Genomic DNA, 26,834 nt, shown 5'->3' on the forward strand with positions numbered 1-26,834 from the left:
ACCCGCGGTGATCCGGCAGGTGGGTCTTCTTGTCGAGGATGGGGGAAGTGTTCATGAGAACTTCCCCAGAACAACCCCGACGCACTCCTCCTCCTAGTCCTCCGGCCCCAGCATGCGCTGCCGAGCGGAGAGGAGTTCGAGCTCCGGGCGAGCCGCCACCAGGCGCTCGCAGGACTCCAGGACCTCGCGCACGTGCGAGGCGTCGCCGGAGACGGCCGCGACTCCGAGCAGGGCGCGGCGGTGGAGATCTTGATCGCCGGCTTCGGAGACGGCGACCTCGAAGCGGCGGCGCAGTTCGGCCAGCACCGGCCGCACCACCGCGCGCTTCTGCTTCAGCGAGTGGACGTCGCCCAGCAGCACGTCCAGTTCGAGCGCACCGACGTACATGGGCGGAATCTACCTCCGAGCCCGCGCAGGGGGCCCGTTGCGGACCCCCTGCGCAGGTGCGATGTCAGTCGCGAGGCTTCTCGCGCATCTCGTACGGCTCGATGATGTCGCCGACCTTGAGGTCGTTGTACGACCCCAGGGTGAGACCGCACTCGAACCCGTCGCGGACCTCGGTGGCGTCGTCCTTGAACCTCTTCAGCGAGTTGACCGTGAGGTTCTCGGCGACGACCACGTTGTCCCGCAGCAGGCGTGCCTTCGCGTTCCGCTTGACGATGCCGTCGGTGACCATGCAACCGGCGATCGTGCCGACCTTCGAGGACTTGAAGACCTCGCGGATCTCGGCGCGGCCGAGCTCGACTTCCTCGTACTCGGGCTTGAGCATGCCCTTGAGGGCCTGCTCGATGTCCTCGATGGCGCGGTAGATCACCGAGTAGTACCGGATCTCGACGCCCTCGCGGTTGGCGACCTCGGCCGCCTTGCCCTCGGCCCGGACGTTGAAGCCCAGGACGATGGTGTTCTCCGCAGTGGCGAGGTTGATGTCCGACTCGTTGATGCCACCGACGCCGCGGTGGATCACCCGGAGCTCGACCTCTTCGCCGACCTCGATCTTCATCAGGGACTCTTCGAGCGCCTCGACGGTACCCGAGTTGTCACCCTTGATGATCAGGTTCAGCTGGTTGGTCTCCTTGAGCACCTTGTCCAGGTCCTCGAGGCTGACCCGCTTGCGCTTGGCGGCGTTCTGCGCCTCGCGGATGCGGGCTCCGCGGCGGTCGGCGATCTGCCGGGCGACCCGGTCCTCGTCGACCACCAGGAAGGAGTCACCGGCACCGGGCACCGACGTGAAGCCGATGACCTGGACCGGCCGCGACGGGGTCGCCGTCGAGACGTCCTCGTCGTTCTCGTTGATCATGCGGCGAACGCGGCCGTAGGCGTCACCGGCGACGACCGAGTCGCCGACGCGGAGAGTGCCTCGCTGCACCAGCACCGTGGCCACCGGGCCGCGACCGCGGTCCAGGTGCGCCTCGATCGCGACACCCTGCGCCGACATGCCCGGGTTGGCCCGGAGGTCCAGCGACGCGTCGGCGGTCAGCAGGATCGCGTCCAGCAGAGCCTCGATGTTGGTGCCCTGCTTGGCGGAGATCTCGACGAACATCGTCTCGCCGCCGTACTCCTCGGCCACCAGGTTGTACTCGGTCAGCTGCTGGCGGATCTTGTCCGGGTTCGCACCCTCGACGTCGATCTTGTTGACCGCGACCACGATCGGCACACCTGCGGCCTGGGCGTGGTTGATCGCCTCGACCGTCTGCGGCATGACGCCGTCGTCCGCGGCGACCACCAGCACGGCGATGTCCGTCGACTTCGCACCGCGGGCACGCATGGCGGTGAACGCCTCGTGACCAGGGGTGTCGATGAAGGTGACGGGCCGCTCGTTGCCCTCCAGCTCGGTGACGACCTGGTAGGCACCGATGTGCTGCGTGATGCCGCCGGCCTCGCCGGCCTGCACGTTCGCCTTCCGGATGGTGTCCAGCAGTCGCGTCTTACCGTGGTCGACGTGACCCATGACGGTCACGACCGGCGGACGGGCTGCCAGCTCCTCCTCGGAGGAGCCCGGGTCGCCGTAGCTGATGTCGAACGACTGCAGCAGCTCCCGGTCCTCGTCCTCGGGGGAGACCATCTCGACCTTGTAGTTCATCTCCTGGCCGAGGAGCTCGAGGATCTCGTCGGAGACGGACTGGGTCGCGGTGACCATCTCACCGAGGTGGAACATCGCCTGCACCAGCGAAGCCGGGTTGGCGTTGATCTTCTCGGCGAAGTCGGTCAGCGAAGCACCGCGGCGCAGGCGAAGGGTCTCGCCGTTACCGCGCGGGAGGCGGACGCCGCCGACGGACGGCGCCTGCATGTTCTCCATGTACTCCTGGCGCTTCTGCCGCTTCGACTTGCGACCGCGCTTCGCGGGACCGCCGGGACGACCGAAGGCGCCCGCCGTGCCGCCACGACCACCGGGACCGCCCGGACGGCCACCGCCGCCGGGACGACCGCGGAAGCCACCGCCGGCCGGAGCTCCACCCGGAGCGCCGCCGCCACCGCCGCCGGGGCGGAATCCACCGCCACCGCCACCGGGACGACCGCCGCCACCGGGACGACCGCCACCGCCGCCACCAGGGCCGCCGCCGGGACGACCGCCACCGCGACCGCCACCAGGGCCACCGCCGGGGCCGCCACGGGCCGGACGCGGAGGCATCATGCCGGGGTTCGGACGCGGAGGCATCATGCCCGGGTTCGGACGCGAACCGCCGCCGCCACCGCCGCCTTCGCCGCGCGGGGCGTTGTTGCCGCCACCGGCAGGAGCGGTACCGGCACCCTGACCGCCGCCGCGGCGCTGGTCGTCACGACCGCGACCGGGACCCTGCTGGCCACCGCGGTCCTGCCGCGGACCGGGGCCGGGACGGCCCGGACGCTGCTGCGGAGCACCCTGACCGACGCCGAACGGGTTGTTGCCGACGCGCGGGGGCTTCGGACCGGGCTTGGGAGCCTTGGGACGCGCACCGGCGTCGCCCTCCCCGCCCGGAGCCTTGGGACCCGGCTTCGGACCCGGCTTGGGGCCGGGCTTGGCGTCGCCCTGGGGCTTGTCGGCCTTGGGCTGCTCGAACTTCGGCTCTTCGACCTTGGGGGCCTCGGCCTGGGGCTCGGCGGCCGCGGCCGGAGCCGGAGTCGGTTCCGCCTGCGGCTCGGGCTCGGGCTTGGGGGTCGGTTTCGGACCCGGCTTGGGGCCGGGCTTGGGCGCCTCGGCACGCGGGCCGGGCTTGGGGCCGGGCTTGGGCGCCGACGATCCGGCGCTCGCCGCCTTGGGCTCGCTCTGAGCGGGCTTGCCGCTGTCGCCGCTCTTCTTCGACGACTTGGCGTACGCGTCACGGAGCCTGCGCGCCACCGGGGCTTCCACGGTGGAGGACGCAGACTTCACGTACTCGCCCTGCTCGGCGAGCTTGTTCAGAACTTCCTTGCTGGTTACACCGAGCTCTTTTGCGAGCTCATGCACGCGGGCCTTGCCTGCCACTGCTCTCCTCATCTGGGTGAGGCCGGGCGGCAGTCCCGCACGACCTCGTCCTATCGCCGATGCGCGTTCATGGCTTCAGCTTCACGGCTGATTCATGACGGGTCGACCTGCTTTCCTTCGGTTGCCTGGCGCGGGACGGATCCCGCGTCGGTCATGTCCTGAGCCGCCGCAGGCGGTTGCCCGGCACTCAAGTGGTGTTGCACGGCTGAGGTGTCGAGAGATCCCGGCACTCGAAGCGCCCGCGGAAAAGCCCGGCGCCGTTCGGCCAGACGAAGGCAAGCCGGATCAGGGTGCAGCCAGGCTCCCCGACCCGGTCGCCGATGCCGCGGATCGGGAACCGCGAAGGGACCCGAACCACCGACCTCAGCCACCACACGTAGCAGCTCAACGGCCGACGTCCGAGTACGACAACCCACACACGTGCGAACCGGTGCATGGCGTTCACCATTCCCGGATTGACTCGTGTGGATTGATCGCTCCCCTCGCGTCGAGCCTCGATTAACGATTCTAACCCGAGGGCGTCACTCGGCCGAACCCACGGTGGGCAGACCCTCAACAGCCGGGTCCGGCCCGGTCGGCTGCACGGGTGCCTGGCCGCTGGTGGTGGTCGGCGACGACGGGTCGGCATCGCTGCGGATGTCGATCCGCCAGCCGGTGAGCCGGGCCGCCAGCCGCGCGTTCTGACCTTCCTTGCCGATCGCCAGCGACAGCTGGAAGTCCGGCACGATCACCCGCGCGGTCTTGGTGCGCTCGTCGACCACCTCGACCGAGACGACCTTGGCCGGGGACAGCGCGTTGCCCACGAAGGTCGCCGGGTCCTCCGAGTGATCGATGATGTCGATCTTCTCGCCGCCCAGCTCGCTCATCACGTTGCGAACCCGGGCGCCCATCGGCCCGATGCAGGCACCCTTGGCGTTGACCCCGCTCACCGTCGAGCGCACCGCGATCTTCGAGCGGTGCCCGGCCTCGCGCGCCACCGCGGGGATCTCCACGGTGCCGTCGGCGATCTCCGGGACCTCCAGCGCGAACAGCCGGCGGACCAGGTTCGGGTGGGTGCGCGACAAGGAGATCTGCGGCCCCCTGGCGCTGCGCGCGACGCCGTAGACGTAGCACTTGATCCGGGTGCCGTGCTCGTAGTTCTCGCCCGGGACCTGCTCGGCCGCGGGAATGGCGCCCTCGCTGTCACCGATCTGGACGATCACCATGCCGCGCGAGTTGGCCCGCGCGTCGCGCTGGATCACGCCGCCGATGATCTCGCCCTCCTTGGCGGCGAACTCGCCGAAGGTCCGCTCGTGCTCCGCGTCGCGCAACCGCTGCAGGATGACCTGCCGCGCGGTCGTCGCCGCGATCCGCCCGAACCCCTCCGGGGTGTCGTCCCACTCCTCCGAAACGCTGCCGTCGGAGTCGAGGGAGTGCGCGATGACCCGCACGATGCCGGTCTTGCGGTCGACCTCCACCCGCGCGTGCGGCTGGTGCCCCTCGGTGTGACGGTATGCGGTGAGCAGGGCCGATTCGATCGCTTCAAGGACCGTCTCGAACGGGATGTCCTTGTCGCGCTCGATCGCCCGCAGCGCCGCGATGTCGACGTTCACCTCGACTCCTCCGTGTCTTCCCGGTCGTCCCCCTGCTGGGAAACGCCGCTCGCAGCCCGCTCCAGCTTGACCAGGTCTTCCGCCGGTGGCTGCTGGAACTCCACCTCGACCACCGCGCGCTCCACATCACGGTAGGCCACCTGGCGGATCTCAGCGCCTACCAGCACCTGCACGTTCTCATCATCCGCGTGGCCGACCCGCGCCACCAACTGCTCGCCGCCCACCAACCGGATCTTGACCAGCCGGTTCCGGGCGCGCTTCCAGTGTCGCTGCTTGGTCAGCGGCCGGTCCACGCCAGGAGAGGTGACCTCCAGCGTGTAGGAACCGGCCAGCACGTGCTCGTGCGCGTCCAGGACCTTGGCGACCGAGCGGCTCACCTCGGTGATGTCGTCGAGGCCGACACCGTCATCGGAGTCGATGACGACCTTGACCAGCCGGCGACGACCGGCCTGCTGCACGTCGAGCTCTTCGAGGTCGAAGCCCTCTTCGGCGACGGCCTCGGCGACGACGGGCTCCAGCTGCGCGGTGATCTCACCGCGCGGCGGGCTGGACACGTTGGCACTCCTAGGTTTCGGTTCGTGGCCTCGTTCAGGCCCCATGCGTCACGACCCGGACCGACCCGTGGGCGCGAACCGCCCACGTCCGGTCGTCCCCGGCCGCGGTCGCCCAGGGTATCGCGTCGGCCCGCACCCGAGCGCGACGCGGGACCCCAACGATCGGCGGATTGGCAGGGGCCCTGAATGGATCACCGATCGCGGAGCGGACACGGGGTTCTGCGCGCCGCTGCGCTGCCCCTCCCGCGTCGTGGTCTCCGCGGCAGCGACACAGGAGGCAGCACCCGGACGACCACTGGAACGCGATCCTCCGGGTGCCTGGCAGGATAGATCTCCGTGGAACTCCCCCGCGCATCCCTGCCGGTCCTCCCGCGTCGGCGCGTGCTGCGGTTGTTGGCCGCCGCGCCCGCCGCGGCCGCGCTCGCCGCGTGCGGCTCCGGGGACGAGGAACCCGATCAGCTGCTGGCGCTGGCGACCGCCGCGAAGGCCGATGCCGCGCTGGCGAACGCGATCGCCCGGGCGCACTCCGGGATCGCGCGTCCGGCGCGCGAGCTGGCGGCGGCGCGGACCGCGCACGCCACCGCGCTGCAGCGGGAGATCGACCGGGTGACGCCACGCGATCCGGACGAACCGCCGTCGGTCCCCGACCCCGCACCCGGGAAGCCCCCGTCGTCGGCCGGTGCCGCCGAGGACGCGCTGCGCTCCGCGATGCGCCAGGGGCAGGAGCAGTCGGCGAAGCTCGTCCCCTCACTGCCCTCCCACCGAGCCGGCCTGGTCGCTTCGGTGTCGGCCAGCTGCGCGAGCCTTCAGGAGGTTCTCGGATGAGCGAGCTCTCGGACCAGGCCGCCCAGGCGCTCGGCGACGCGCTGGGCGCGGAGCACGCGGCGCTGTGGGTCCACGGCCTGGCCAACGCCTTCGCCGGCGAGGCGCGGGTGCGCGGCGCGATCGAGGAGGCGACGGACCAGCACCTCCGGCTGCGCGACCAGGCCGAGCAGGCGATGCGCCAGGCGGGCCTGACCCCGACCCCGGCGCAACCCGCCTACGCCGTCGGCGACGTGGGCGACCAGAAGCAGGCGATCGAGCTGCTGATCACCGCCGAGAGCGACTGCCAGGTCGGTTGGCGCTCGGTGCTGGACAACGCCGAGGACCCCGGGCTGCGCCGCCTCGCGCTGGACGGCCTGACCACCTCGGCGACCAGGGCCACCCGCTGGCGGCTGACCGTCGGCAAGCAGCCCGCCGTCGAGAACTTCCCCGGCCAGCCCTCCTGATCAGCGCGGGGCCTGGTCCTGCGGCCAGCCGAGCTTCAGGGCCTCGTTGGTGACGTCGCTGAGCGTCGGGTCCTTCTTCGAGCTCTTGCCGAAGTAGGCGGAGTCGCCGATCACGACCAGCCGGTCCTGCCGCGCCGAGGCGTAGGCCGCGTCGTCGAGGTCCGGCATGTCCTTGGTGCCGTCGCGCTCGTCGTCCACCAGGTCCCGGATGTTGCCGGTGCCGTCCTTGGTGGTCAGCTCGTTGAGCTTGGAGGCGAACTGCGGTGTCGGCATCAGCACGGTGATCACCGAGGTCAGGACGCGGCGACCGTCGGGAAGCGTGGTCGTGTAGAGCGCGCGGGTGAGGTGGTCGCACTCCTGCTTGCCGAAGTAGCTCTGGATGTCGTCGTTCGAGACGCTCTTGCAGCCCTGGAAGGCCTCTTCCTTGCGGACGAGGGTGAAGTCGTAGCGCAGCTTGGGCGGCGTGGAGGCCGCCTGCTCGTCATCGGGCTTGATGGCGCTCCAGATGAGGCCGGACACGACCGCGACGAGCACCAGCACGAGTCCGCGCAGCGCCCAGCCCATCGGCGTGACGCCTCGCGGCGGCTGCTGCCGCGGCGGGGGCAACGGCGCGGCCTGTCTGCTGGTGCCCGGGTAGGACTGCGGAGGCGCCTGGTGAGGTGCCTGCTGCGGCGCCGGCGAATGCGTGATCACCGGCCTGGTCGCGTGGTCCGGGGTCGGTGCGGCCACCTGCCGGTCCTGCCTGATCTGGGAGTTGTCCCGCCGCAGCGGGGCGGTATCACGCTGCGTGTTGTCGCGTGCTCCCGTCATGCCCTCGGGCACACCCTGTCGGTCTGACACGAGTGCCTACGGTAGCGGTTCCGGATTACGGGACGGACAACCCGATGCCTTGTTGCGCTGATCAGAGCAGCGCACGGACCGCCCGTTCGACGTCGTCCGCGGTGTTGTAGAGGTGGAACGACACCCTCGCCCGGCCGCCCCGGCTGGCGCAGGCCACTCCGGCCGCGGTCAGCTTCTCCACGGCGTCGGGGCTGGTCACTGACACGATCGCGGAACCCGCGGCGGGCATCCCGAGCTCGGCCCGGAACCCGTCGGCGAGACCGCTGCAGTGCGCGGCGACCTCGGCGAGATTCAGACGGGCCAGCCACTCCATCGACGCGGCGGCGCCGACCTGCGCCAGCCACACCGGCGAGATGTCCAGCCTCCGAGCGCCCTCCGCCAGCCGAAGCGGCAGGCCGTAGGTGGCTTCCCACGGGTCCTCCGCGGCGTACCAGTTGGCGCTGTGCGGAACGGGCCGCGGCGCATCGGGGTGGACCGCCAGCCAGGCCGAACCGCGCGGGGCCATCAGCCACTTGTACCCGGCTCCCGCGACCCAGTCCGCCCAGTCCAGCCGCAGCGGCATCCAGCCCGCCGCCTGCGTGACGTCGAGCAGGACGCGGGTGCCGTGCTCCTGCCTGGCCAGTTCGAGGGCCTCGAAGTCGACGATGCGACCGTCCTTGGACTGCACGGCGCTGACCGCCACGAGGTCGAATTCCGCTGCGCGCTCGCCGATCTCGTCCAGATCGACCTCGGTGACGGTGATCCCGCGTCCGGACTGGGCTGCGAACGGGAACAGCACGCTGGTGAAATCGTCGGTCGCCACCAGCACCCGCGCGCCGTCGGGCAGGCTGGCCGCGACCAGGCCGACCACCTGGGAAGCGCTGGCGCCGATGGCGATCCGGTCGGCCGGGACGCCGATGAGGTGGGCGAAGGCCTCGCGTGCGGTGGCGACGTGGGAGTCGAAGTCACCGGGCCGGTCCAGTCCGCTGCCCCAGCGCCCCACGGCTTCGGAGACCTCCCGGACGGTCTCGGTCGGCGGGATGCCGATGCTGGCGGTGTTGAGGTAGCCGTCCGGAACGTCGAAAACCGCGTCGAAAGCCTTCCGCATGGTCACCATCCTCGCACCGATCGGGCCGCTGCGGCCCCGTCTGCATACGGTTGAGGCATGCACAGCGAAGAGATCGAGATCCGCACCGGCGGCAGCGAGGCGGTGCGCGATCTGCGCGACGAGTGCGATCGGTTCCTGAGCTCGGCCGGGGCGGCCGACGGGTTGCTCAACCTGTGGGTGCCGCACGCGACCGCCGGCCTGGCGATCATCGAGACCGGCGCGGGCAGCGACGAGGACCTGCTGATGGCGCTGCGGGACCTGCTGCCCGCCGACGATCGCTGGCGGCATCGCCACGGATCACCGGGTCACGGCCGTGATCACGTGCTGCCTGCCTTCGTGCCGCCCTACGCGACGGTCCCGGTGCTGGGCGGGCGGATGGCGCTGGGCACCTGGCAGTCGGTCTGCCTGGTCGACACCAACGTCGACAACCCGGTCCGGAAGGTGCGGCTGAGCTTCCTCAACGGCTGACCTCGGGTCTCCGGATCTCTCGTGGGGGTGGGGAGGTTTTCATGAAAACTTCCCCACCCCCACGAGAGGCGGAACATGTCGGCCTCTCAGGAACTCCTCGTGTCAGTTGCTGAGGAACTCCTGGAGTCCGGCGAGGTCGTCGGTGTTGATGTGGTCGACACCGACCTCCTCCAGCACCTTCCACACGGCCTCGCGCTCGGCGCCCGCGTCGTCGGGGGTGGCCCAGAAGCGCACCCGCTGCCCGGCGGCGTGCGCGTCGCCGACGATCCGCTCCAGCTCGTCGCGCTCGTCGGCGGGCATGTCGCCGGAGCCGTTCCAGCTGAACACCTGCGTCCAGTCGTCGGAGACCAGCGGGACGAGCGCGGGATCGGCGCCGATCGAACCTCCGACACCACCGTCGAGGAACGCGTAGCGGTCGGTCTGGCCCTCGATGAACTCGGTCGGCTTCTCACCGGAGATCACCACGGTGACGGGTCCTTCGGTGACGGTTCCGTTCTCGTAGTGGGTGAACAGGCCCGCGTACCGGGGATCGCGCATGATCTCGTCGAATCGCTTGTAACCGTCCTCGCCGAAGGTCTTGAAGTCGACCAGCAGCTGGAACTTCACGTCGTGCCCCGGGTAGAGGCCGTCCGCGTTGACCCGCTCCACCAGCGGGTCCAGGTACAGCGATTCGATGGTGCGATCGGGGCGGAGCTGGAACGGGTCGTGGCCGACCAGCAGCGAGTCGCCCAGCGGGTAGATGTCGGCTTCGACGCTGGTGAACCCGTGGTCCAGCGCGTCCAGCAGCGGACGGTCGTGCAGGTAGTCGTTGTGCGCGTGGGCCTGGGCCAACGGCTCGGCGTCGAGGGCCGGTGCGGCGCTGGCCGCGGCAGGCGCGATCAGGGTGAGCGCCGCCAGCGCGGGCAGGAGGAAACGTGAGAGGGACCGCATGACAAAGCCTCCGGTGATGATCAGTTGATCACCACCGGAGGCTAGTGCGATCGGCGCCGCTCAGCGGGCGCGCTGACGTGATTCAGCCACGCACGACGTCGACGAGCGCCGCCACCGCGTCGTCGGCGGCGACCTCGTTGCGCTCGCCGGAGATCCGGTCGCGGATCTCGACGACGCCGTTGGCCAGGCCCTTGCCGACCACCAGGATCGACGGGATGCCGACGAGCTCGGCGTCGGCGAACTTCACGCCGGGCGAGACCGTGCGGTCGTCGAGGATCACCTGCACGCCGGCCGCGTCGAGCTCGGCGGCCATCTCCTCGGCGCGCGCCCGGACCGTCTCGTCCTTGCCCGCGATGACCACGTGCACGTCGGCGGGGGCGATCTCGCGCGGCCAGGCCAGGCCCATGTCGTCGTGGGTCTGCTCGGCGATGGCCGCGACCAGGCGGGACACGCCGACGCCGTAGGAGCCCATCGTGATCCGCTTGGGCTTGCCGTCCTGGCCGAGCGCGTCGAGGCCGAACGCGTCGGCGTACTTGCGGCCCAGCTGGAAGATGTGCCCGATCTCGATGCCGCGGGCCGTCACCAGGGTCCCCTGGCCGTCGGGCGACGGGTCGCCTTCGCGCACCTCGGCGGCTTCGATGGTGCCGTCCGGGGTGAAGTCGCGGCCGCAGACGAGGTCGAGCACGTGGTGGTCGGCCTGGTCGGCGCCGGTGACCCAGGCCGTGCCCTCGACGACGCGCGGGTCGACGAGGTAGCGAACACCGTTGTCCTGCAGCGCCTTCGGTCCGATGTACCCCTTGACCAGGAACGGGTTGGCGGCGAAGTCGGGCTCCTCCAGCAGCGACACCTCTGCGGGCTCCACCGACGCTTCGAGGCGCTTCATGTCGACCTCGCGGTCGCCGGGAAGGCCGACCGCCAGCAGCTCCCACTCCTTCGCACCCGGCTGGCGGGTCTTGACCAGCACGTTCTTCAGGGTGTCCGCGGCGGTGAACTTGCGGTCGGTGTTGGCGTTGAGGAAGTCGACCAGCGAGTCGATCGTGGGCGTGCTCGGGGTGTGGTGCACCTCCGCGACCGGCTTGTCCTCGATGGACTCCGCGGCCGGGGCGGGGGTGACCACGGCTTCGACGTTGGCGGCGAATCCGGAGTCGGTGCTGCGGACGAAGGTGTCCTCACCGGTGGGGCTCTCGGCGAGGAACTCCTCCGAGGCCGAGCCGCCCATCGCGCCCGAGGTGGCCGCCACGATCACGTAGCGCAGGCCGACCCGGTCGAAGAGCTTGATGTAGGCGTCGCGGTGGCGCTGGTAGGACTGCGACAGGCCCTCGTCGTCGATGTCGAAGGAGTAGGAGTCCTTCATCACGAACTCGCGGCCGCGCAGGATGCCCGCGCGGGGGCGCTCCTCGTCCCGGTACTTGGTCTGGATTTGGTACAGCATGACCGGGTAGTCCTTGTAGGAGCTGTACTCGCCCTTCACGGTGAGGGTGAACAGCTCCTCGTGGGTGGGCCCGAGCAGGAGGTCGGCGTTCTTGCGGTCCTTGATCCGGAACAGGTTGGGCCCGTACTCGGTCCAGCGGTTGGACGCCTCGTAGGGCTCCTTGGGCAGCAGCGCGGGGAAGTGGATCTCCTGCGCGCCGATGGCGTCCATCTCCTGGCGCACGACCTCCTCGACCCGCCGCAGCACGCGCAGGCCCAGCGGCAGCCACGAGTAGATGCCGGGCGCGATGCGCCGCACGTAGCCGGCCCGCACGAGCAGCTTGTGGCTCGGCACCTCGGCGTCGGCCGGATCCTCGCGCAGGGTACGCAGGAACAACGTCGACATCCTCGTGATCACGGCTACTGGCTCCTAGTTCGGCCCGATGGGAATACAGGCAGGGTAGCGACCGCCCCGACCAGCACCGCTGCGCGGTCGAACCACCCCACCGCTCGATCCTCCCCAACCCCGAACAACCAGGTCAAACCATTTCCACCCCACCTCTTCGGACCCGTCGGCCATTCCCGGTCCCGATGAGATCACCTCGGTGGAAACGCGTCCTTCCACCCATCGGGTCGCAGCAGGTTCAACGCACCGGGTGGTCGATGGCGGTGTTCAGAACCGGCCCCTGAACACCGTCTGGCCCGCGATTGGGCTTGACCGCGCCGGGCCGCCGGTCAACCTCCCAGACCTTCGTGAACGTGACCTCTCGTGCGAGTGGTCGGGCGGTCCACCACTACCGATCGGACCGGGGATCTCGCGTCACTGCGTCGACCTGGGTGTGCATCAGGGCGAGGGTCTGGTCGAGGGTCAGCCCGGAGTTCATGGCGTGGTCGAGGTAGGTGAGGACGCGCTGCGCGTCCTCACCGAGGACCGCGTTGGTCGAGTCCGCGGTGGCGGCGTCGAGGGTGCCGAGGCTCGCGCGTTGCTGGGCGCCGCGCACGGCGCGCCGGAGAATGGTGGTCTCCTGCGCGTTCGGGCGCCGTCGCTCCTCGGTGAGGCGGGCGAGGATCCGTCGCACGGTCGGGTCGTTCTTGACCGTCGCGGTCCGCGCGGCGTACGCCGCCACCAACTGCGACCCGCGCCGGTCGTCCGGAGCGCTCGGGCCGTCCTCGGCGTGAGCGGGCGGCACGTCGACGTCGAGCGCGTCCATCGCCCGCTGCACGCGCGCGTCGCGGGCGCGAGCACGGGCGATCCTGTCCGGGCGCCCCTTTCCCGCGCGCTCCCGCACCTGCTCGCGGGCCTGCTGACCGGCGGCGGACAACGGCCGGGGCCGGGTGACGAGCCCGTCGTTGATCTGCTGCTGCCGCTTGAGCCGCAGGTGCATGTCCAGCGACTGCCCGGCCCGGGGCGGTGCCAACCGCGCGTTGCGCTCGAGGTCGTCGTCCGAGTCGCGGAACCACTTCCGCAAACGCCGGACCAGGAAGTCCTCCGGCGACTCCCGGTCGCCCCGTCGTGGCTGGAAGCCCTCCTGGCCCTCCGGGAGGTTGTCGAGCGCGACCTTGATCGCGTCCACGCACCAGCCCGCGTCGAACCAGCGGTTGAGGATCGCGACGGCTTCCGAGGTCACCGGGTGACCTCGGAAGAGCTCGCCGAACAACTTCCTCGTGGCCAGCTCGGCCTGCTCCCGGTCCGCCGGGATGACCCGGCCAGGCCAGGTCTGCGGGGTGAAGGCCATTCGGTTCCTCCAGGGGCTGGGTGTGCGCCACCAGTGTCCACCAACGGTTCCGCGGCGCGGTGAGAACGGCCGCGGACGACGAGCGGGAACTGGGCGACGCCTGCGAACGCGCCCGGCGGTCGCCGCGCTGATCGGGCATCGGAGGCGCGATGCGGCCTGAGTACCCTGATCCCGTGTTGGTTTTGCTGCCCCCTTCGGAGACGAAGGCCGCTGGTGGGGACGGGGCGCCGCTGTCGCTGGCGGGCCTGTCGCACCCGGAGTTGAACGAGACCCGGCGCGCGCTCGTCGACGCTCTGTCCACTGTGGCCGATGACGTTCCGCGAAGTCTCGAGGTTCTGGGACTTTCCGAGCGGCAGGTCGACGAGGTGCAGCGCAACGCCGAGCTGTGGACCTCGCCGACGGCTCCCGCGCTGGAGCGCTACACCGGGGTGCTCTACGACGCCCTGGACGTCGGATCGCTGGAGTCGGCCGAGCGCAAGCAGGCCGATGCGCGGCTGGCGGTGGCCTCGGCGCTGTTCGGCCTGGTGCGCGGCACGGACTCGATCCCCGCCTACCGGCTCTCCGGCGGCGGCTCGCTGCCCGAGCTGGGGACGTTGCGCGGCGTGTGGCGGCCGGTGCTGGAACCCGTGCTGGCCTCGGCCGACGACCTGGTGGTGGACCTGCGCTCGGGTGCCTACGCGGCGCTGGCGAAGGTCGGCGGAGCGGTCGAGGTGCGCGTGCTGTCCGAGGACGCCTCGGGCAAGCGCAAGGTGGTCAGCCACCACAACAAGTCCCACAAGGGCCGGTTGGCGCGGGCACTGGCCTGCGCTCCGGACGAACCCGCGAGCATCGAGGACGTGCTCGACGTGGCGAGCGAGGCCGGCCTGGACGTGGAGCGCGAGGCCGACCGCAAGCTCTGCGTCGTCGTGCGGTGAAAAATCGGTTGCGGGCGGCCACCGTGCCGCCCGACACTGGTCGTCAATGGGGAAGTTTTCATGAAAACTTCCCCACCCCCGAGGGAAGGAGGTTTGCCGTGGTGGCCGAAGTGACGGTTGTGCGCGCGATTTTCCCGCGCTGTGACACCCCAAACCACCTTCCTCCGCATCGCGTGCGCTGAAACCGGCTGCTCCGGCGGAGGAATCCGTTCGAGGAGCTCTCAGTCTTGTACGACGATCCGGATTTCATCCGCACCACCAAGCAGTTCAAGCAACGCAAGTCCGCCGCGGCCAAGCGTCGTCGCTTCGACGACGAACCGGTGCGGCGCGGCCGGCTGACCGAGGAGGAGCGCGGCCACCTCGCCGATCTCCGCGACGAGCCCGAACCACGTCCGCTGCCGGACGGCGCCGACCGCTGGTCCACCTGGGATTCCGGCGGACACGGACCCCAGCCGCATCCGGACTGGCTGGTCACCGAGCTGGCGGCGGTCGATCACGAGCTCGGCGTGCTCAAGACCGGCAAGGAAGCCGACGTGCACCTGCTGCGGCGCTCGGTCCCCGGCGGAGAGGCGTGCCTGCTCGCGGCCAAGCGTTACCGCGACGCCGACCACCGCCTGTTCCACCGCGATGGCGGCTATCTCGAAGGCAGGCGGATGCGCCGGTCTCGCGAGATGCGGGCGATCGAGAACCGCACCTCCTTCGGTCGCGGCATGATCGCCCAGCAGTGGGCCGTGGCCGAGTTCACGGTGCTCAGCGGCCTGTGGGAGGCGGGCGCACCGGTCCCCTACCCGGCGCAGCGGGTCGGAACCGAGGTGCTGATGCAGTTCATCGGCAGTCCGGACGGCACGGCCGCACCGCGACTCGCCGCGCTGCGCCCGTCCGGCGAGGAGCTCGACGAGCTCTGGACCCAGCTCGTCGACGCCCTCACCGCCCTCGCCCGTCACGGATTCACCCACGGCGACCTGTCGGCGTACAACGTGCTCGTGCACGAGGGCCGGTTGGTGCTGATCGACCTGCCTCAGGCCGTGGACGTGGTGACCAACCCGCAGGGCGTGGACTACTTGTGGCGTGACGTGCGCAACATCGCGGGCTGGTTCCGCTCCCGCAGCGGCGACGAGTCCCGTTTCGACCCCGACGAGCTGGCAGTTGTGCTTGCAGCGGAGGCGAATGCGCGTTGAGCGATGTGGCCCGGCTCTCGGATGCGGCGCACCGGAGCCGGGCCCTGTCGGATAGACTGCGGGGTGTCCGCGGCCGGAGCAGGCCGCAATGCGAGCGGCGTCCGCCGCGTTCGCCCACCCATCGGCGCGTGCCTCGCGCCGGGCTCGTCCTCGTGATCGCCCGCGGGAAGACCCGCGACGCCTCCCCGTGACGTGCCAACTTCCCGGGGAGTTCCTTCGTGCCTTCTTCTTCCACGCCCGCACGCCGAAACCAGCAGGGACGTCCGCGTCGACGTCGCCCGCAGGCCAAGGCGCAGCCGGTCAAGCGGAGTCTGTTCGACGAGGTCGGGGTGACGGCCGTCGACCCGGCGCCGTTCGCGGACCTCGGCCTGCCCAACCGCCTGGTGCGCGCGCTGCACGACAACGGGATGCAGGAAGCGTTCCCGATCCAGGCCGCCACCATCCCGGACGCGCTGACCGAGCGGGACGTTCTCGGCCGGGGTCAGACCGGCTCCGGCAAGACGCTGGCGTTCGGTCTTCCGCTGCTGGCGCTGCAGACCGAGAACGCGCGCCCGATGCGGCCGCGCGGCCTGGTTCTGGTGCCCACCCGCGAACTGGCCACCCAGGTCACCGATTCGCTCAAGCCGCTGGCCAAGGCTCTCGGCCTGTACGTCCGGGAGGTCGTCGGCGGCACCTCGTTCAACCGGCAGGTCGACACGCTGCGACGCGGTGTGGACGTCCTGGTCGCCACGCCGGGCCGGCTCGCCGACCACGTGCGGCAGGGCACCTGCGATCTGTCCGAAGTGGAGCGCACGGCGCTCGACGAGGCCGACCAGATGGCCGACATGGGTTTCCTGCCGCAGGTGCGGGAACTCCTCGACATGGTTCCCTCCGACGGTCAGCGCCTGCTGTTCTCGGCGACCCTCGACGGTGACGTGGACAAGCTCGTCGAGCGGTACACGACCGACCCGGTCGTGCACTCGCTGGCGCCGCCGTCGGCGAGCGTCGACAGCATGGAGCACCACCAGTTCCTGGTGTCGGCGACCGACAAGCAGTCGGTGCTGGCGCGCATCGCCGCCCGCGAGGGCCGCACCATCATGTTCGTGCGGACCAAGCACCACGCCGACCGGCTCGCCAAGAAGTTGCGCGCCGTGGGCGTGGAAGCCGGTGCGCTGCACGGCGGCAAGGCCCAGAACGCGCGAACCCGCATCCTCGACGAGTTCAAGAACGCCTCCACCAGCACGCTCGTGGCGACCAACGTGGCGGCGCGCGGGATCCACATCGACGACGTGAGCCTGGTGGTGCACGTCGAGCCGCCGGCGGACCCGAAGGACTACCTGCACCGGGCCGGGCGCACCGCGCGCGCGGGTTCCAGCGGAACCGTGGTCACGCTGGTGACCGAGGACCAGAAGCAGGCGTTCCGGGCCATGGCCGGTCAGGCCGGGGTCAAGGCGATCACCACCGAGGTCCGTCCGGAGGACGCCGAGCTCGCCCGCGTCACGGGTGCCCGGGAGCCGTCCGGCCAGCCGCTCGCCGCGCCGCAGCGGCAGCAGCAGCCGTCGAAGTCCCGCGGTGAGCACCGCCCGCAGCGCACGCCGCGAGGCACCGAGCCGAGCCGCCGAGGCGGCGGTTCCCACTCCAACCGCAACCGCCGGGGATCCACCACCGGCGGTGGCCGCGGGGGCGGCCAGCAGCGCCCGCGCCGCTCCAACTCCCCCCGCTGACCTCCAGCGACGGCTGCACGCACGACGGCGCGGCACCACTCGAATTCCGAGCGGTGCCGCGCCAGAACCGTCTCTGACCTCGTGAGACACACCGGGCCGTGCAGGTATCGCTCGAACTTCGCGCGAAATTCGAACGGGTGGGCCGGGTTCGCCGCGGGGGCGGGTCAGTCCTTGAGGCCTGCCACCGGGCCGATGACGATGACCGCCGGGGGCTTGATGTCCTGGTCCTGGATGTCCTGGGCGACCCGGGCGAGGGTCGTGCGGAGGTTGCGCTGCGTGCCCGTGGTCGCTTCCTGAACGACGGCGACCGGTGTGTCGGCCGGCCGGCCGTGCTTGATCAGGGTCTCGGCGAAGGCGTCGATGCGCTTGACCGCCATCAGCAGGACCAGCGTGCCGCGCAGCCGGGCCAGGGCCTCCCAGTCGACCAGTGAGCGCTCGTCGTCGGGGGCGACGTGGCCGGAGACCACGACTGCCTCGTGCGCCACACCGCGGTGGGTGACCGGCACCTCGGCCATCGCAGGAGCGGAGAACGCGCTGGTCACGCCGGGAACGATGGTCACGGGGACACCGGCTTCGTCGCAGGCCAGCAGCTCTTCGAAGCCGCGCCCGAACACGAACGGATCGCCGCCCTTGAGCCGCGCCACGAACTTGCCCGCGCGGACGCTCTCGATGAGCGTCTCGTTGATCACCGCTTGGCTGGCCGCGCGGCCGTACGGGATCTTCGAGGCGTCGATGACCTCGACGTCCGGCCCCAGCTCCTCCAGCAGCTCGCGGGGCGCCAGGTGGTCGGTGATGACCACGTCGGCCTTGGCCAGCAGCCGCCTCCCGCGCACGGTGATCAGGTCGGGTGCGCCGGGGCCACCGCCGATCAGCGCGACGCCGGGTGCGTGCGGCTCGGTGTGCTCGTCGATCACGCCCGACTGCACGGCTTCCAGCAGCGCGTCGCGCACTCCCGCGCTGCGGCGCGGTTTTCCGCCGGAGAGCACGCCGAACAGCAGTCCGTCGTGCTCGGCCACGGCGGGCGTGACCGCGCTGCCTCCCGCGCCGTGGTCGGCGCGGACGCAGAAGACGCGGCGGCGCTCGGCCTCCGCGACGACGGCGGCGTTGACCTCGTCCGACGCGGTCGCGGCGACCGCGTACCAGGCGCCGTCGAGGTCGCCGTCGAGGTACTCCCGGGGGCTCCAGGTGATCTCGCCCGAGTCCGCCAGCGCTTCCACCGCGGGCGTCGCCTGCGGGGCGATGACCTCGACGGCAGCGCCGGTGCTGATCAGCCGGGGAAGCCGTCGCTGGGCGACGGTTCCGGCACCGATCACCACGACGCGGCGGTCGTTGAGGTCGAGTCCCGCGAGGTAGTGGTTATCCGATGAAGTCGCCATGTCCGTGTCCGTGTGCGTGACCGTGACCGGTCGGTTCGTCCGGGTGGTGGTGCGGTGTCCGCGATGCGCCCAGTCTGTCCTCGAATCCCGGCGGCAGCACCCGGTGAGCGCGGGTGTCGCCGTTCGTCCGGACGTCGTGCGAGATCTCGTGGTGGGGCTCCACGACGAGGTCTACCGGGGCATCGCAGTCTCCCAGGTGGTCGGCGAGGTCGTTGCCGGAGCCCCGTTGCGTCCCGCTGACCCGCACGCGTGCGGGCTTGAGTCCACGAGCCCTGCCGAACCGGCCAGCGGTGCCCGGCGGTGCCTGAGAGATGAACGTTCTTTCAACAGTGTCGAAGCAGCAGGTCTCCTGCAAGAGGCCTGAGACCTTGCACACCTCGGAGTCGGGTGCGCGCGAGCCGGGTCCGGCAATCCGGTCACCTCCAGGTCGGGCCGACACGACCGCGCGCTGCGCATCACGCGACTTCCGCGCCCGTGCGGGAGGAGAACCGCCACCACATCGCCGCCCCACCCCAGACCAGCAGGAACAGCCCCAGGGTCAGGTACCCGAGCAGCTCGAACTCCTCCGAGATGGCGGCGACCCCGCTGAGGAAGTCCAGTCCGGACTCGGCCAGGACCCCGCAGAGCACGACGAAGGCGACCAGCGCGGCGAGCCCGACGGTGAGCGCGGTGGTGGTGACGTTGACCCACAACCGGCGCATCGGCCGGGCCAGCGACCAGGTGTAGGCGCGGGACATGAGGATTCCGTCCACGCTGTCCACAGTGCACATTCCGGCGGCGAACAGCAGCGGCAGGCTCAGCACTGCGATGGCCGAGAGGTTCCCGGCCGGGGAGACCATGGCCAGCACGGTGATCTCGGTGGCGGTCTGCATCCCGAGGCCGAACAGGAGACCGATGCCGAACAGGTGCCAGGACCGGGCCACGCCCTGCATCCGGCCGCGCAGCACGCGCGCCAGCAGGCCGCGCCGTCCGAGGACTACCTCGACCTCGGCCTCGTCGACGTCGCCGGAGCGGGCGCGCCGCAGCAGCCGCCAGGCGTCGCGCAGCACGAGCGCGTTGAGCACGGCGAGGGTGGACAGCACGGCGACCACGATCAGGTCGACCGCGGTGGCCATCTGCACCCCGGTCTGCTCGGCCCACTGCTGAGCGGCCGGGCCGGCGATGAAGGCCACCGCGCACGCCAGCACCATCACGACGCTGGCGTGGCCGAGGGCGAACCACATGCCGGTGGAGATCGGACGCCTGCCGCGCTGCATCAGCAGCCGCGTCGCGTCGTCGATGACGGCCACGTGGTCGGCGTCGAAACCGTGCCGCAGGCCGAGCAGGTAGGCGGTGGTGCCGGCGGCGGCGAGACCACCGGCGGCGCTGAAGGCCTGCTGGTGCAGCAGGTAGGCGCCCCATCCCGCGAGGTGCAGGGCTCCGATCGCGGCCAGCAGGAACGCGGCCTTGCGGCGCTCGCGCGCTCCCCAACCGGTGGTGGTGGTCCGGTTCGCTTCGGCATCCCGACTCATGGGATCTCCGACCTCCTGGGTTCTCCCGCCCGGGGCTCGGTGGACCCGCACCGCGGGTTCGCGGCACGAGGCCGGCGCGCAGTGTCCTGACTCCCGGATCGACGTGGCTCCCCCGCCTTCCAGCTGGTGACAGCCGTGGCGATGGTGGGGACCACTCCCCGGTCACAGTGGCGGGACCGTCCCGGATTCGCACCGGGTTCCTGCACTGTCGGCGACGGACATCCTTGCCTGATCAACGGTCCGAGGTCAAACCCGGTGAACTCGATCACTTTCCGTGATCTTCGAAGGGGAATCGGGCCGTCCGGTGCGCTTTCAACCGGCCCGATCCGGGTAGTCGGGCGGTGAGCCCGGCGCTCGGGCTCACCGCCGTCTCGAGGAGGCCACGATGAACGAGACGCACTCGATCACGCTGAACCTGCAGGTCGTGGAGGCAGGCGCGAAGACCACCGCCGACGTCGGTTTCACCACGCCCGGTGGCCAGGCGCTGCACGGTCACGGCACGGCGCGCAGGCACCCCGAGGACCCGGAGGTGCCGCAGATCGGCGACGAGATCGCCATCGCCCGCGCCCTGTTCGAACTCGCGCACAAGCTCCTGGACAACGCCTCCAGCGACATCGGCGACCGCCTGCACCGGCGAGTCCACCTCCCGGCCTGAGCGGACGCTCGGGGGAAGTTCCGCCTCGGAGCTTCCCCCGCACCCGGTCAGCGCCGGAGGTATTCGAGGACGGCCATCACCCGGCGGTTGGTGTCGTCGGTCGTGGGCAGGTCGAGCTTGGTGAAGATCCCGGCGATGTGCTTGCTCACCGCACCCTCGCTGAGGTGCAGGTGTGCCGCGATGGCGGCGTTGGAGCGGCCCTCCGCCATCAGCGAGAGCACCTCGTTCTCGCGGTCGGTCAGCCGCTGCAGCGGTGTCGATCGACGGGCGAGCAGCGCGGCGATGACCTCCGGGTCCATCGCGGTCCCGCCCGCCGCGACTCGGCGCACGGCGTCGACGAACTGCTCGGCGTTGAACACCCGGTCCTTGAGCAGGTAGCCGATACCACCGCTGCCGTCGGCGAGCAGTTCGCGCGCGTAGAGCTGCTCGACGTGCTGGGACAACACCAGCACCGGCAGTCCGGGGGACCGCTCGCGCGCGACCAGGGCGGCGCGCAGTCCCTCATCGGTCTGGGTGGGAGGCAGGCGCACGTCGACGACCGCGATGTCGGGCCGCAGGTCCAGCAGTGCCCGTTCCAGCTCGGGCCCCGTCTCGACGGCGGCGATGATCTCGAAGCCGTGCGCGGCCAGCAGGGTGCTCAGCCCGTCCCGCAGCAGGAACAGGTCTTCGGCTAGGACAACGCGCACGGGATCTCCACGATCGCTTCGGTAGGCCCGCCGGGTGGGCTGCTGAGCTGCAAGGTCCCGTCGAAGGTACCGAGCCGCGTGCGGATCCCCCGCAGGCCGCTCCCGCGATCGGGATCCGCGCCTCCCACACCGTCGTCGACGACGGCGATCCGCAACCGCCCTTCGTGCGCGATGCCGACCCGCACGGTGCCCGCGCGGGCGTGCTTGAGCGCGTTGGTGATCAGCTCGCGGGTGGTGAAGTAGGCGGCGGCCTCCACCGCCGACGGACAACGACCCGGCAGGTCGCCTTCGACGTCGACGGTCACGTCGAGGTCCAGGGCCAGGGCGCGGATCGCGTCCACCAGACCGCGCTCGGTGAGCACCGGCGGCCGGATTCCGCGCACCAGCGCGCGCAGTTCGGCGAGCGCGTGCCCGGAGTCGCTCTTGCTCTGGTCGAGCAGTTCCCGCGCGCGGTCGGGGTCGTGGGCGAGAAGCTGCTCGGCAGCGCCGAGCTTCATGCCCAGAGCCACCAGCCGGGCTTGGGTGCCGTCGTGCAGGTCGCGCTCGATGCGCCGCAGCTCGACGTCCTCGGCGGCGGTGGCGTCCGCCCGGGTGCGGGAGAGCTCGCCGACGCGCTGCGCGAGTTCGGCGCGCCTGGTCGGCGACAGCAACCAGTGGGTCCAGCGGCCGTGAGCGCGCAGCAGCCCGGGAGCCGCGGCCAGCACAGCGATGCCGCACGCGAGCCCGAGCGGAATACCGATGAGGGGTGTTTCCGCGAGCCACCGCGCCGGCCCGGACAGCTCCGCCCACGGCGCGCCCGTGCCCAGCAGCAGATCACCGAGGCGGACCCACACCGAGATCCACGCTCCCCAGCCGAAGACCCAGACCAGCAGGACGGCCGGGGCGAGCAGCAGGGCCGTGATCGGGGCGTCCCCGAGCAGCCACAGCAGGTCCCGCCAGGTCGCCGGATCGGTCGTGGCGCGCCGGTAGCGGGCGCGCCACAGCGCCGCCGTCGGCGTCCTCTTGAGCGAGCGGCCGACCCGGTAGAGCCCGTCGCTGGTGGGTTCGGGTTCGACCAGCGGCAGGTACGTCTGCGCCGTCGGCACGCCCGACCAGGAGCCGGCGAGCCCGCGCCCCAGGCCCGCCATCCGCGCGGCGAGCCCCGCAGCGAGCGGCCAGCCCTGCAGCACGAACAGCACGTGGCTGATCACGAACAGCGCGATCACCAGGACGGCGACCAGCAGGTTCAGCAGCGACAACGCGAACAGCACGGCGAGCCGCCACAGATCGCGGAGGCCGCGGACGGTCCACCGCTGCCAGCTTCGTTCGGTTCGCGGGCCGAGCCGGCTGCGCACCCAGCGGCCGTGCAGCTCCAGCGGCGCCCGCCCGAACAGCACGACCCCGAGCCCCAGCACCGGACCGATGATCGTGTTGAGCAGGAAGAAGTCGAGATCGCGTCCGGTCGCGGGATCTTCGCCGATCCACAGGACGCGCTGCAGGTAGCGGACCAGGGTCGGCCGCCGGTAGACGGTGTTGTCGTAGCGGTACCAGCCTTCGGCGTCGGGCTGGGGTTCCGGCGGTTCGGGCCGGTACGGGTCGTCGACCTGCACGCCGCTCCAGTCCCGGGCCAGCCGCCGGGAGAGGCCGGCGGCGGCGCGGCACCTGCCGATGAGCCGGCCCGACCCGGGCACACCGATCGAGATCGCGGTCAGTCCCGCGACGTAGCCGGCGAACAGCAGCGGTCCGGCGAGCCCCAGGAGCAGCAGGCTCGATCCGATCTTCAGTCGTCTTCTCACGATGTCGAGTCTTTCCGCCGGGGACGGCTCGCACACTGCTGCTGCGTCCCCGACAGGGGTGGAGCTAGCTCCACCCCGAGCGGGAGCCAACCGGATTCCGCCGGACCCGGGCGATTCCTAGCGTCGAGGACATGAGGTATCAGCGGAACTTCCGCAGAGCAAGGGCTTTCGCCACGGACCCGGTCGTGCTGCCGGGCGTTGCGGTGCTGCTCGTGCTGTTGCTGCTCGGTGCCGAGCCGGCCACCGTCGTGGCCACGGCGCTGGCGCTCCCCGCCGTTCACGCGACCTCCGCGAGGACGTCGCGGACCACGCACGCCGCGTGTTCGGCGATCTCCATCGGCAGCCCGGGCCGGACCCGGACCCGCAGCTGAGCGGGCTCCAGGCACGGCAGGTCGCGTCGTTCGACCAGACCGACGGGCCGGGACCTGGTGGAGGGCAACAAGGTCACGCCCAGTCCCGCGCGGGTCGCGGCGAGCACGCCGGAGAGGTCGGCGGCTTCGCAGACCAGGTCCGGTGCCCTGCCCAGCGCGTCCATCGCGTCGATCGCGTGCCTGCGCAGGACGCACGGCTGGTCGAACACCACCAGCGGCAGCGGCCGGTCCTCGTGCGGCGGCTGCCAGTCCGGGGCGGAGAACCACTCCAGCCGGAACCGACCCGCGTCGATGCTGCGCGCGCCGACGGTGTCATCGATGAGCAGCGCGATGTCGACGCTGCCGCCGTCGACCGAGTCCACGAGCCGGGCGGTGCGGTCGAGGCGGAAGCGGATCTCCCGGGCCGGGAACGCGGCACGCAGCCCGGAGGCCAGTTCGGGCAGGAAGCGGTCGGCGGCGTGCTCGGTGGAGCCGAACACCAGCGTCCCGCGTCCCTCGGCGCCGAGCCTGCGGATCGCGTCGTCGTGCACGTCGAGGATGCGGCGGGCCTCCGCCAGCAGCAGTTCGCCCTCGGCGGTGAACCGGGCCTGCCTGCCCTCGCGCACCACCAGCTTCCGGTCGGTCACGCGCTCCAGCTTGCGCAGGTGCTGGCTGATCGCCGACTGCGTCAGGTACAGCGCCGCGGCCGCCCGGTGGAACCCGCCGCAGTCGGCGACGGCCACCAGGCTGCGCAGCGCGACGACGTCGAGCACCGCACTCATACCCTTGAGTCTAGACCGATAAGCAACCACGATCGATCGCGATCTCTCATCGTCGTTGGACGCAGCGGCGCGCGGGCTGAACGCTCAGGGGCATGCACCAGTCGCGGTCGATCCCGCTCTCGCTCGCCGCTCCCATCGTCTTCTTCTGGGCCAGCGGATATCCGACCGGAGCGCTCGGAGTCGCCGCCGCACCACCGTTCCTGCTCACCGCGGTGCGCCTGGCGCTGGCGGCAGCGGTGCTCGCGGTGATCGCGCTGGCCGGCGGCGCGGTGTGGCCGACCGGCCGCGGGCTCGGGCACTGCGCCGCGGCCGGCCTGCTCACGCACGCGACGCAGTTCGGCGGCTGCTACGGCGGGATGGCCGCCGGGGTGCCCGCGTCGGTGACGGCGCTGGTGATCTCGATGAACCCGGTGCTCACGGCCGCTCTGGCGGCGGCGCTGCTGCGGGAGAGGCTGAGCAGGTGGCGCCTGCTCGGACTCGGGCTGGGCGTGCTGGCGGTGCTGGTGACCCTCGGCGGTCAGGTCGCGGCCGAAGGCGAGTGGAACCCGGCGATCCTGCTGACGCTGCTCGGCCTGCTCGGTTTCTCGGCAGGCGGCCTCTACCAGCAGCGCTACTGCGGCGGCATCGACATCCGCTCCGGCGCGGCCGCGCAGACCGCCGCTGCGGCCGTGGTGATCGGCGTGATCGCGCTGTTCGAGCACGGCCACGTCACGCACTGGGCGCAAGCCGGGGCCGCCGTGCTGTGGCTGGTCATCACCGGCTCGGTGCTGGGCGTGAGCTGCTACCTGCGAGCGGTGGCCGTCGGCGGAGCCGCGCGGGCGAGCGCCCTGTTCAGCGCCGTACCCCCGTTCACCGCAGTGCTCGCGTGGCCCCTGCTCGGCGAAACACCCTCACTCGCAGCGGTTCTCGGCATCGCCCTCGCCACCACCGCGTGCGTCCTGGGCACCCGCGCCGAGACCCGCCAACCCACCCTGGCCTCGACGCGCTGACGGAAGACGGCGATCCTCCCGCGCGGTGGACCCGTGGGCAGTTCCGGTCCGAACCGTCCATGATCGCCCGGTCAATTCGGACCAAAACCGGCCCGCAGCACCCGGTCAGCGCACCTGGACGGCCCTCCGGATCCGCTGCCACGCCGCCTCGACATGCCTGCGCTCGGTCGCCGGGGAGCCGATCGCCAACCGCAGGAGGGTCCGCCCGCCGATCTTGGTGTGGGTGAGGTAGAGGTCGCCGGAGTCGTTGAGGGCGTTCATCACCCGGTGCGTGCGCTCGTCGGCCTCGGACGCGGACAGCTCCGGGTAGCGCGGTCGGAAGCAGACCAGCGCGAACGGATGCGGTTCCAGCAGCTCGAAATCCGGGTCCTCGCGCACCCATCCGGCGAACTCCTGTGCCAGCGCGACGGTGCCGCGGATGTGCGCGCGCAGCCCCTCGGCGCCGTACCAGCGCAACACCGACCACAGCTTCAACGACCGGAACCGGCGGCCGAGCGGGACCTGCCAGTCCCGGTAGTCGATCACCTCGCCGGATTCGGTGGCCGAGTTGCGCAGGTACTCCGGCAGGATCGACAGGGCCTCGATCATCGGCGCCCGGTCGGCCAGCCACAGCGCGCTGCAGTCGAAGTTGGTCAACAGCCACTTGTGCGGGTTGGTGCAGTAGGAGTCGGCGAACTCGGCGACCCCGTCGTTGATCCAGCGCAGCTCAGGGCACACCGCCGCAACTCCCGCGTACGCGGCGTCGACGTGCAACCAGACGTCCCGCTCCCGGCACACCTCGCCGATCTCGCGCACCGGGTCGATCGCGGTGGTCGAGGTGGTGCCGATCGTCGCGCACACCAGGGTCGGCACGGCACCGGCTTCCACGTCCGCGGCGATGAGCTCGTCCAGCCGTCGCGGGTCCATGCCCAGCGTGTCCGGGTCGGTGCCGACCACCCGCACGTTGTCGGAGCCGATGCCGGCCAGCCGCGCGGCCCGCTCCAGCGAGGAATGGGTGTGCTCCGACGCGTAGAGGGTGTGCCTGCGGCGGATGCCCAGGCGGGCCACGTCCTCACCGGTCCGCTGCAGCGCCGCGAGGCACGCCACCAGCACCGCGCTGGAGGCCGAGTCCTGGATGACGCCACCACCGGCGGCGTCGGTGCGGAAGTGCGACGGAAGGCCGAGGAGTGCGACGAGCCAGTCCATCACGGTCGTTTCGAGCTCGGTGCACGCCGGGCTCGTCGCCCACACCATGCCCTGCACGCCGAGGCCGCTGGAGAGCAGATCGCCGAGGATCGACGGCCCGGTCGAGTTCGACGGGAAGTAGGCGAAGAACTCCGGGTGCTGCCAGTGCGTCACGCCCGGCAGCAGGATCTCGTCGAGGTCGCGGAGGACCTGCTCGAAGTCCTCTCCCCGCTCCGGCGGGTGCGCCGGGAGCTTCGCCCGCACCTCGCCCGGCTCCACCTGCGATCGCACCGGGAACGACTCGATCCCCGCTCGGTAGTCCGCGATCCAGTCCACGACCTGCTTGCCGACCCGCCGGAACTCCTCCGGCGACATGTCTCCGCTCACGCCGCCAGCCTGCCACCCCGGGCACGGCGAGCCCAGC

General features: G+C 71.3%; 24 protein-coding genes and 1 riboswitch. Of the genes, 8 read left to right on the top strand and 16 right to left on the bottom strand.

What is annotated here, in order from left to right; all coding sequences use genetic code 11:
- Positions 1-93 precede the first annotated feature (93 nt).
- From FHU35_RS07300 to rimP, 5 genes are all read right to left on the bottom strand, one after another.
- Positions 94-387: a DUF503 domain-containing protein gene (locus FHU35_RS07300; protein WP_145737569.1), complete on the bottom strand. Its 294-nt coding sequence runs from the start codon at positions 385-387 to the stop codon at positions 94-96.
- Between the two features lie 64 nt (positions 388-451).
- On the bottom strand, positions 452-3,442 hold the full coding sequence (infB, locus tag FHU35_RS07305) for a translation initiation factor IF-2 (protein ID WP_145737570.1): 2,991 nt from the start codon (positions 3,440-3,442) through the stop codon (positions 452-454).
- A gap of 92 nt (positions 3,443-3,534) precedes the next feature.
- Positions 3,535-3,858, bottom strand: a complete 324-nt coding sequence (locus tag FHU35_RS07310) for a YlxR family protein (RefSeq protein ID WP_281290217.1) — start codon at positions 3,856-3,858, stop codon at positions 3,535-3,537.
- A gap of 105 nt (positions 3,859-3,963) precedes the next feature.
- A complete protein-coding gene (gene nusA / locus FHU35_RS07315) occupies positions 3,964-5,034 on the bottom strand; it encodes a transcription termination factor NusA (RefSeq protein ID WP_145737571.1) in 1,071 nt (356 codons plus the stop codon).
- Entirely contained in the window at positions 5,031-5,588 is a 558-nt protein-coding gene (gene rimP, locus FHU35_RS07320) for a ribosome maturation factor RimP (protein WP_145737572.1), read from the bottom strand. Before rimP ends, nusA begins: the two co-directional genes overlap by 4 nt.
- A 336-nt stretch (positions 5,589-5,924) precedes the next feature.
- Between rimP and FHU35_RS07325 the strand changes: the two genes are divergently transcribed.
- Positions 5,925-6,413, top strand: coding sequence for a hypothetical protein (locus tag FHU35_RS07325; RefSeq protein WP_145737573.1), 489 nt, complete (start codon positions 5,925-5,927; stop codon positions 6,411-6,413).
- A complete protein-coding gene (locus tag FHU35_RS07330; protein ID WP_145737574.1) occupies positions 6,410-6,856 on the top strand; it encodes a ferritin-like domain-containing protein in 447 nt (148 codons plus the stop codon). The genes FHU35_RS07325 and FHU35_RS07330 overlap by 4 nt, the downstream gene beginning before the upstream one ends.
- Here the strand turns inward: FHU35_RS07330 and FHU35_RS07335 are convergent, their stop codons facing one another.
- A complete protein-coding gene (locus FHU35_RS07335) occupies positions 6,857-7,696 on the bottom strand; it encodes a hypothetical protein (protein WP_246110116.1) in 840 nt (279 codons plus the stop codon).
- Between the two features lie 61 nt (positions 7,697-7,757).
- Positions 7,758-8,783: an aminotransferase class V-fold PLP-dependent enzyme gene (locus FHU35_RS07340; protein WP_145737575.1), complete on the bottom strand. Its 1,026-nt coding sequence runs from the start codon at positions 8,781-8,783 to the stop codon at positions 7,758-7,760.
- A gap of 57 nt (positions 8,784-8,840) precedes the next feature.
- Between FHU35_RS07340 and FHU35_RS07345 the strand changes: the two genes are divergently transcribed.
- Positions 8,841-9,251: a YjbQ family protein gene (locus tag FHU35_RS07345; protein WP_145737576.1), complete on the top strand. Its 411-nt coding sequence runs from the start codon at positions 8,841-8,843 to the stop codon at positions 9,249-9,251.
- Positions 9,252-9,353: 102 nt separating this feature from the next.
- Here the strand turns inward: FHU35_RS07345 and FHU35_RS07350 are convergent, their stop codons facing one another.
- The 3 genes from FHU35_RS07350 to FHU35_RS07360 all read right to left on the bottom strand — a co-directional run bounded on the left by FHU35_RS07350 (position 9,354) and on the right by FHU35_RS07360 (position 13,327).
- Positions 9,354-10,181 carry a phosphatidylinositol-specific phospholipase C/glycerophosphodiester phosphodiesterase family protein gene (locus FHU35_RS07350; protein ID WP_145737577.1) on the bottom strand — a complete coding sequence of 276 codons (828 nt, stop codon included), beginning with the start codon at positions 10,179-10,181 and terminating at the stop codon, positions 9,354-9,356.
- An 82-nt stretch (positions 10,182-10,263) separates the two neighbouring features.
- Positions 10,264-12,009 carry a proline--tRNA ligase gene (locus FHU35_RS07355; RefSeq protein WP_145737578.1) on the bottom strand — a complete coding sequence of 582 codons (1,746 nt, stop codon included), beginning with the start codon at positions 12,007-12,009 and terminating at the stop codon, positions 10,264-10,266.
- Between the two features lie 376 nt (positions 12,010-12,385).
- Entirely contained in the window at positions 12,386-13,327 is a 942-nt protein-coding gene (locus FHU35_RS07360) for a hypothetical protein (RefSeq protein ID WP_145737579.1), read from the bottom strand.
- 173 nt (positions 13,328-13,500) lie between these two features.
- Here FHU35_RS07360 and yaaA point away from each other — a divergent pair, with 173 nt between their 5' ends.
- The 3 genes from yaaA to FHU35_RS07375 all read left to right on the top strand — a co-directional run bounded on the left by yaaA (position 13,501) and on the right by FHU35_RS07375 (position 17,122).
- The gene (gene yaaA / locus FHU35_RS07365) at positions 13,501-14,241 is read left to right on the top strand and encodes a peroxide stress protein YaaA (RefSeq protein WP_145737580.1); all 741 of its coding nucleotides are present in this window, start codon (positions 13,501-13,503) and stop codon (positions 14,239-14,241) included.
- A 248-nt stretch (positions 14,242-14,489) separates the two neighbouring features.
- Positions 14,490-15,419: a serine protein kinase RIO gene (locus tag FHU35_RS07370; protein WP_186459340.1), complete on the top strand. Its 930-nt coding sequence runs from the start codon at positions 14,490-14,492 to the stop codon at positions 15,417-15,419.
- A gap of 218 nt (positions 15,420-15,637) precedes the next feature.
- Positions 15,638-17,122 carry a DEAD/DEAH box helicase gene (locus FHU35_RS07375; protein WP_246110117.1) on the top strand — a complete coding sequence of 495 codons (1,485 nt, stop codon included), beginning with the start codon at positions 15,638-15,640 and terminating at the stop codon, positions 17,120-17,122.
- Positions 17,123-17,286: 164 nt separating this feature from the next.
- On the opposite strand, the gene cobA is transcribed toward FHU35_RS07375, so the two are convergent.
- Positions 17,287-18,498 (bottom strand): uroporphyrinogen-III C-methyltransferase, encoded by a 1,212-nt coding sequence (cobA, locus tag FHU35_RS07380; protein ID WP_145737582.1) that lies wholly within the window; start codon positions 18,496-18,498, stop codon positions 17,287-17,289.
- Positions 18,499-18,953: 455 nt separating this feature from the next.
- The gene (locus tag FHU35_RS07385) at positions 18,954-20,009 is read right to left on the bottom strand and encodes a HoxN/HupN/NixA family nickel/cobalt transporter (RefSeq protein ID WP_145737583.1); all 1,056 of its coding nucleotides are present in this window, start codon (positions 20,007-20,009) and stop codon (positions 18,954-18,956) included.
- A 79-nt stretch (positions 20,010-20,088) separates the two neighbouring features.
- Positions 20,089-20,212, bottom strand: a riboswitch (cobalamin riboswitch).
- Between the two features lie 182 nt (positions 20,213-20,394).
- Between FHU35_RS07385 and FHU35_RS07390 the strand changes: the two genes are divergently transcribed.
- On the top strand, positions 20,395-20,664 hold the full coding sequence (locus tag FHU35_RS07390; RefSeq protein WP_145737584.1) for a DUF1876 domain-containing protein: 270 nt from the start codon (positions 20,395-20,397) through the stop codon (positions 20,662-20,664).
- A 47-nt stretch (positions 20,665-20,711) separates the two neighbouring features.
- Here FHU35_RS07390 and FHU35_RS07395 read toward each other — a convergent pair whose 3' ends face one another.
- From FHU35_RS07395 to FHU35_RS07405, 3 genes are all read right to left on the bottom strand, one after another.
- Positions 20,712-21,350 carry a LuxR C-terminal-related transcriptional regulator gene (locus FHU35_RS07395; RefSeq protein ID WP_145737585.1) on the bottom strand — a complete coding sequence of 213 codons (639 nt, stop codon included), beginning with the start codon at positions 21,348-21,350 and terminating at the stop codon, positions 20,712-20,714.
- The gene (locus FHU35_RS07400; protein ID WP_145737586.1) at positions 21,335-23,125 is read right to left on the bottom strand and encodes a sensor histidine kinase; all 1,791 of its coding nucleotides are present in this window, start codon (positions 23,123-23,125) and stop codon (positions 21,335-21,337) included. Before FHU35_RS07400 ends, FHU35_RS07395 begins: the two co-directional genes overlap by 16 nt.
- Positions 23,126-23,402: 277 nt before the next feature.
- On the bottom strand, positions 23,403-24,257 hold the full coding sequence (locus FHU35_RS07405; RefSeq protein WP_145737587.1) for a LysR substrate-binding domain-containing protein: 855 nt from the start codon (positions 24,255-24,257) through the stop codon (positions 23,403-23,405).
- A gap of 92 nt (positions 24,258-24,349) precedes the next feature.
- Between FHU35_RS07405 and FHU35_RS07410 the strand changes: the two genes are divergently transcribed.
- Positions 24,350-25,246 (top strand): DMT family transporter, encoded by an 897-nt coding sequence (locus FHU35_RS07410; protein ID WP_145737588.1) that lies wholly within the window; start codon positions 24,350-24,352, stop codon positions 25,244-25,246.
- A gap of 105 nt (positions 25,247-25,351) precedes the next feature.
- Here FHU35_RS07410 and FHU35_RS07415 read toward each other — a convergent pair whose 3' ends face one another.
- Positions 25,352-26,785: a pyridoxal-dependent decarboxylase gene (locus FHU35_RS07415; RefSeq protein WP_145738025.1), complete on the bottom strand. Its 1,434-nt coding sequence runs from the start codon at positions 26,783-26,785 to the stop codon at positions 25,352-25,354.
- Positions 26,786-26,834 lie beyond the last annotated feature (49 nt).

This window comes from Saccharopolyspora dendranthemae, from assembly GCF_007829955.1.
In the GTDB taxonomy this organism is placed as follows: domain Bacteria; phylum Actinomycetota; class Actinomycetes; order Mycobacteriales; family Pseudonocardiaceae; genus Saccharopolyspora; species Saccharopolyspora dendranthemae.

Excerpts from the sequence above, each read along its gene's own strand:
- FHU35_RS07300 (WP_145737569.1), bottom strand. The coding sequence starts at position 387 with ATGTACGTCGGTGCGCTCGAACTGGACGTGCTGCTGGGCGACGTCCAC.
- FHU35_RS07330 (WP_145737574.1), top strand. The coding sequence starts at position 6,410 with ATGAGCGAGCTCTCGGACCAGGCCGCCCAGGCGCTCGGCGACGCGCTG.
- FHU35_RS07340 (WP_145737575.1), bottom strand. The coding sequence starts at position 8,783 with ATGCGGAAGGCTTTCGACGCGGTTTTCGACGTTCCGGACGGCTACCTC.
- FHU35_RS07345 (WP_145737576.1), top strand. The coding sequence starts at position 8,841 with ATGCACAGCGAAGAGATCGAGATCCGCACCGGCGGCAGCGAGGCGGTG.
- FHU35_RS07350 (WP_145737577.1), bottom strand. The coding sequence starts at position 10,181 with ATGCGGTCCCTCTCACGTTTCCTCCTGCCCGCGCTGGCGGCGCTCACC.
- FHU35_RS07360 (WP_145737579.1), bottom strand. The coding sequence starts at position 13,327 with ATGGCCTTCACCCCGCAGACCTGGCCTGGCCGGGTCATCCCGGCGGAC.
- cobA (WP_145737582.1), bottom strand. The coding sequence starts at position 18,498 with ATGGCGACTTCATCGGATAACCACTACCTCGCGGGACTCGACCTCAAC.
- FHU35_RS07385 (WP_145737583.1), bottom strand. The coding sequence starts at position 20,009 with ATGAGTCGGGATGCCGAAGCGAACCGGACCACCACCACCGGTTGGGGA.
- FHU35_RS07390 (WP_145737584.1), top strand. The coding sequence starts at position 20,395 with ATGAACGAGACGCACTCGATCACGCTGAACCTGCAGGTCGTGGAGGCA.
- FHU35_RS07405 (WP_145737587.1), bottom strand. The coding sequence starts at position 24,257 with ATGAGTGCGGTGCTCGACGTCGTCGCGCTGCGCAGCCTGGTGGCCGTC.
- FHU35_RS07410 (WP_145737588.1), top strand. The coding sequence starts at position 24,350 with ATGCACCAGTCGCGGTCGATCCCGCTCTCGCTCGCCGCTCCCATCGTC.
- FHU35_RS07415 (WP_145738025.1), bottom strand. The coding sequence starts at position 26,785 with ATGTCGCCGGAGGAGTTCCGGCGGGTCGGCAAGCAGGTCGTGGACTGG.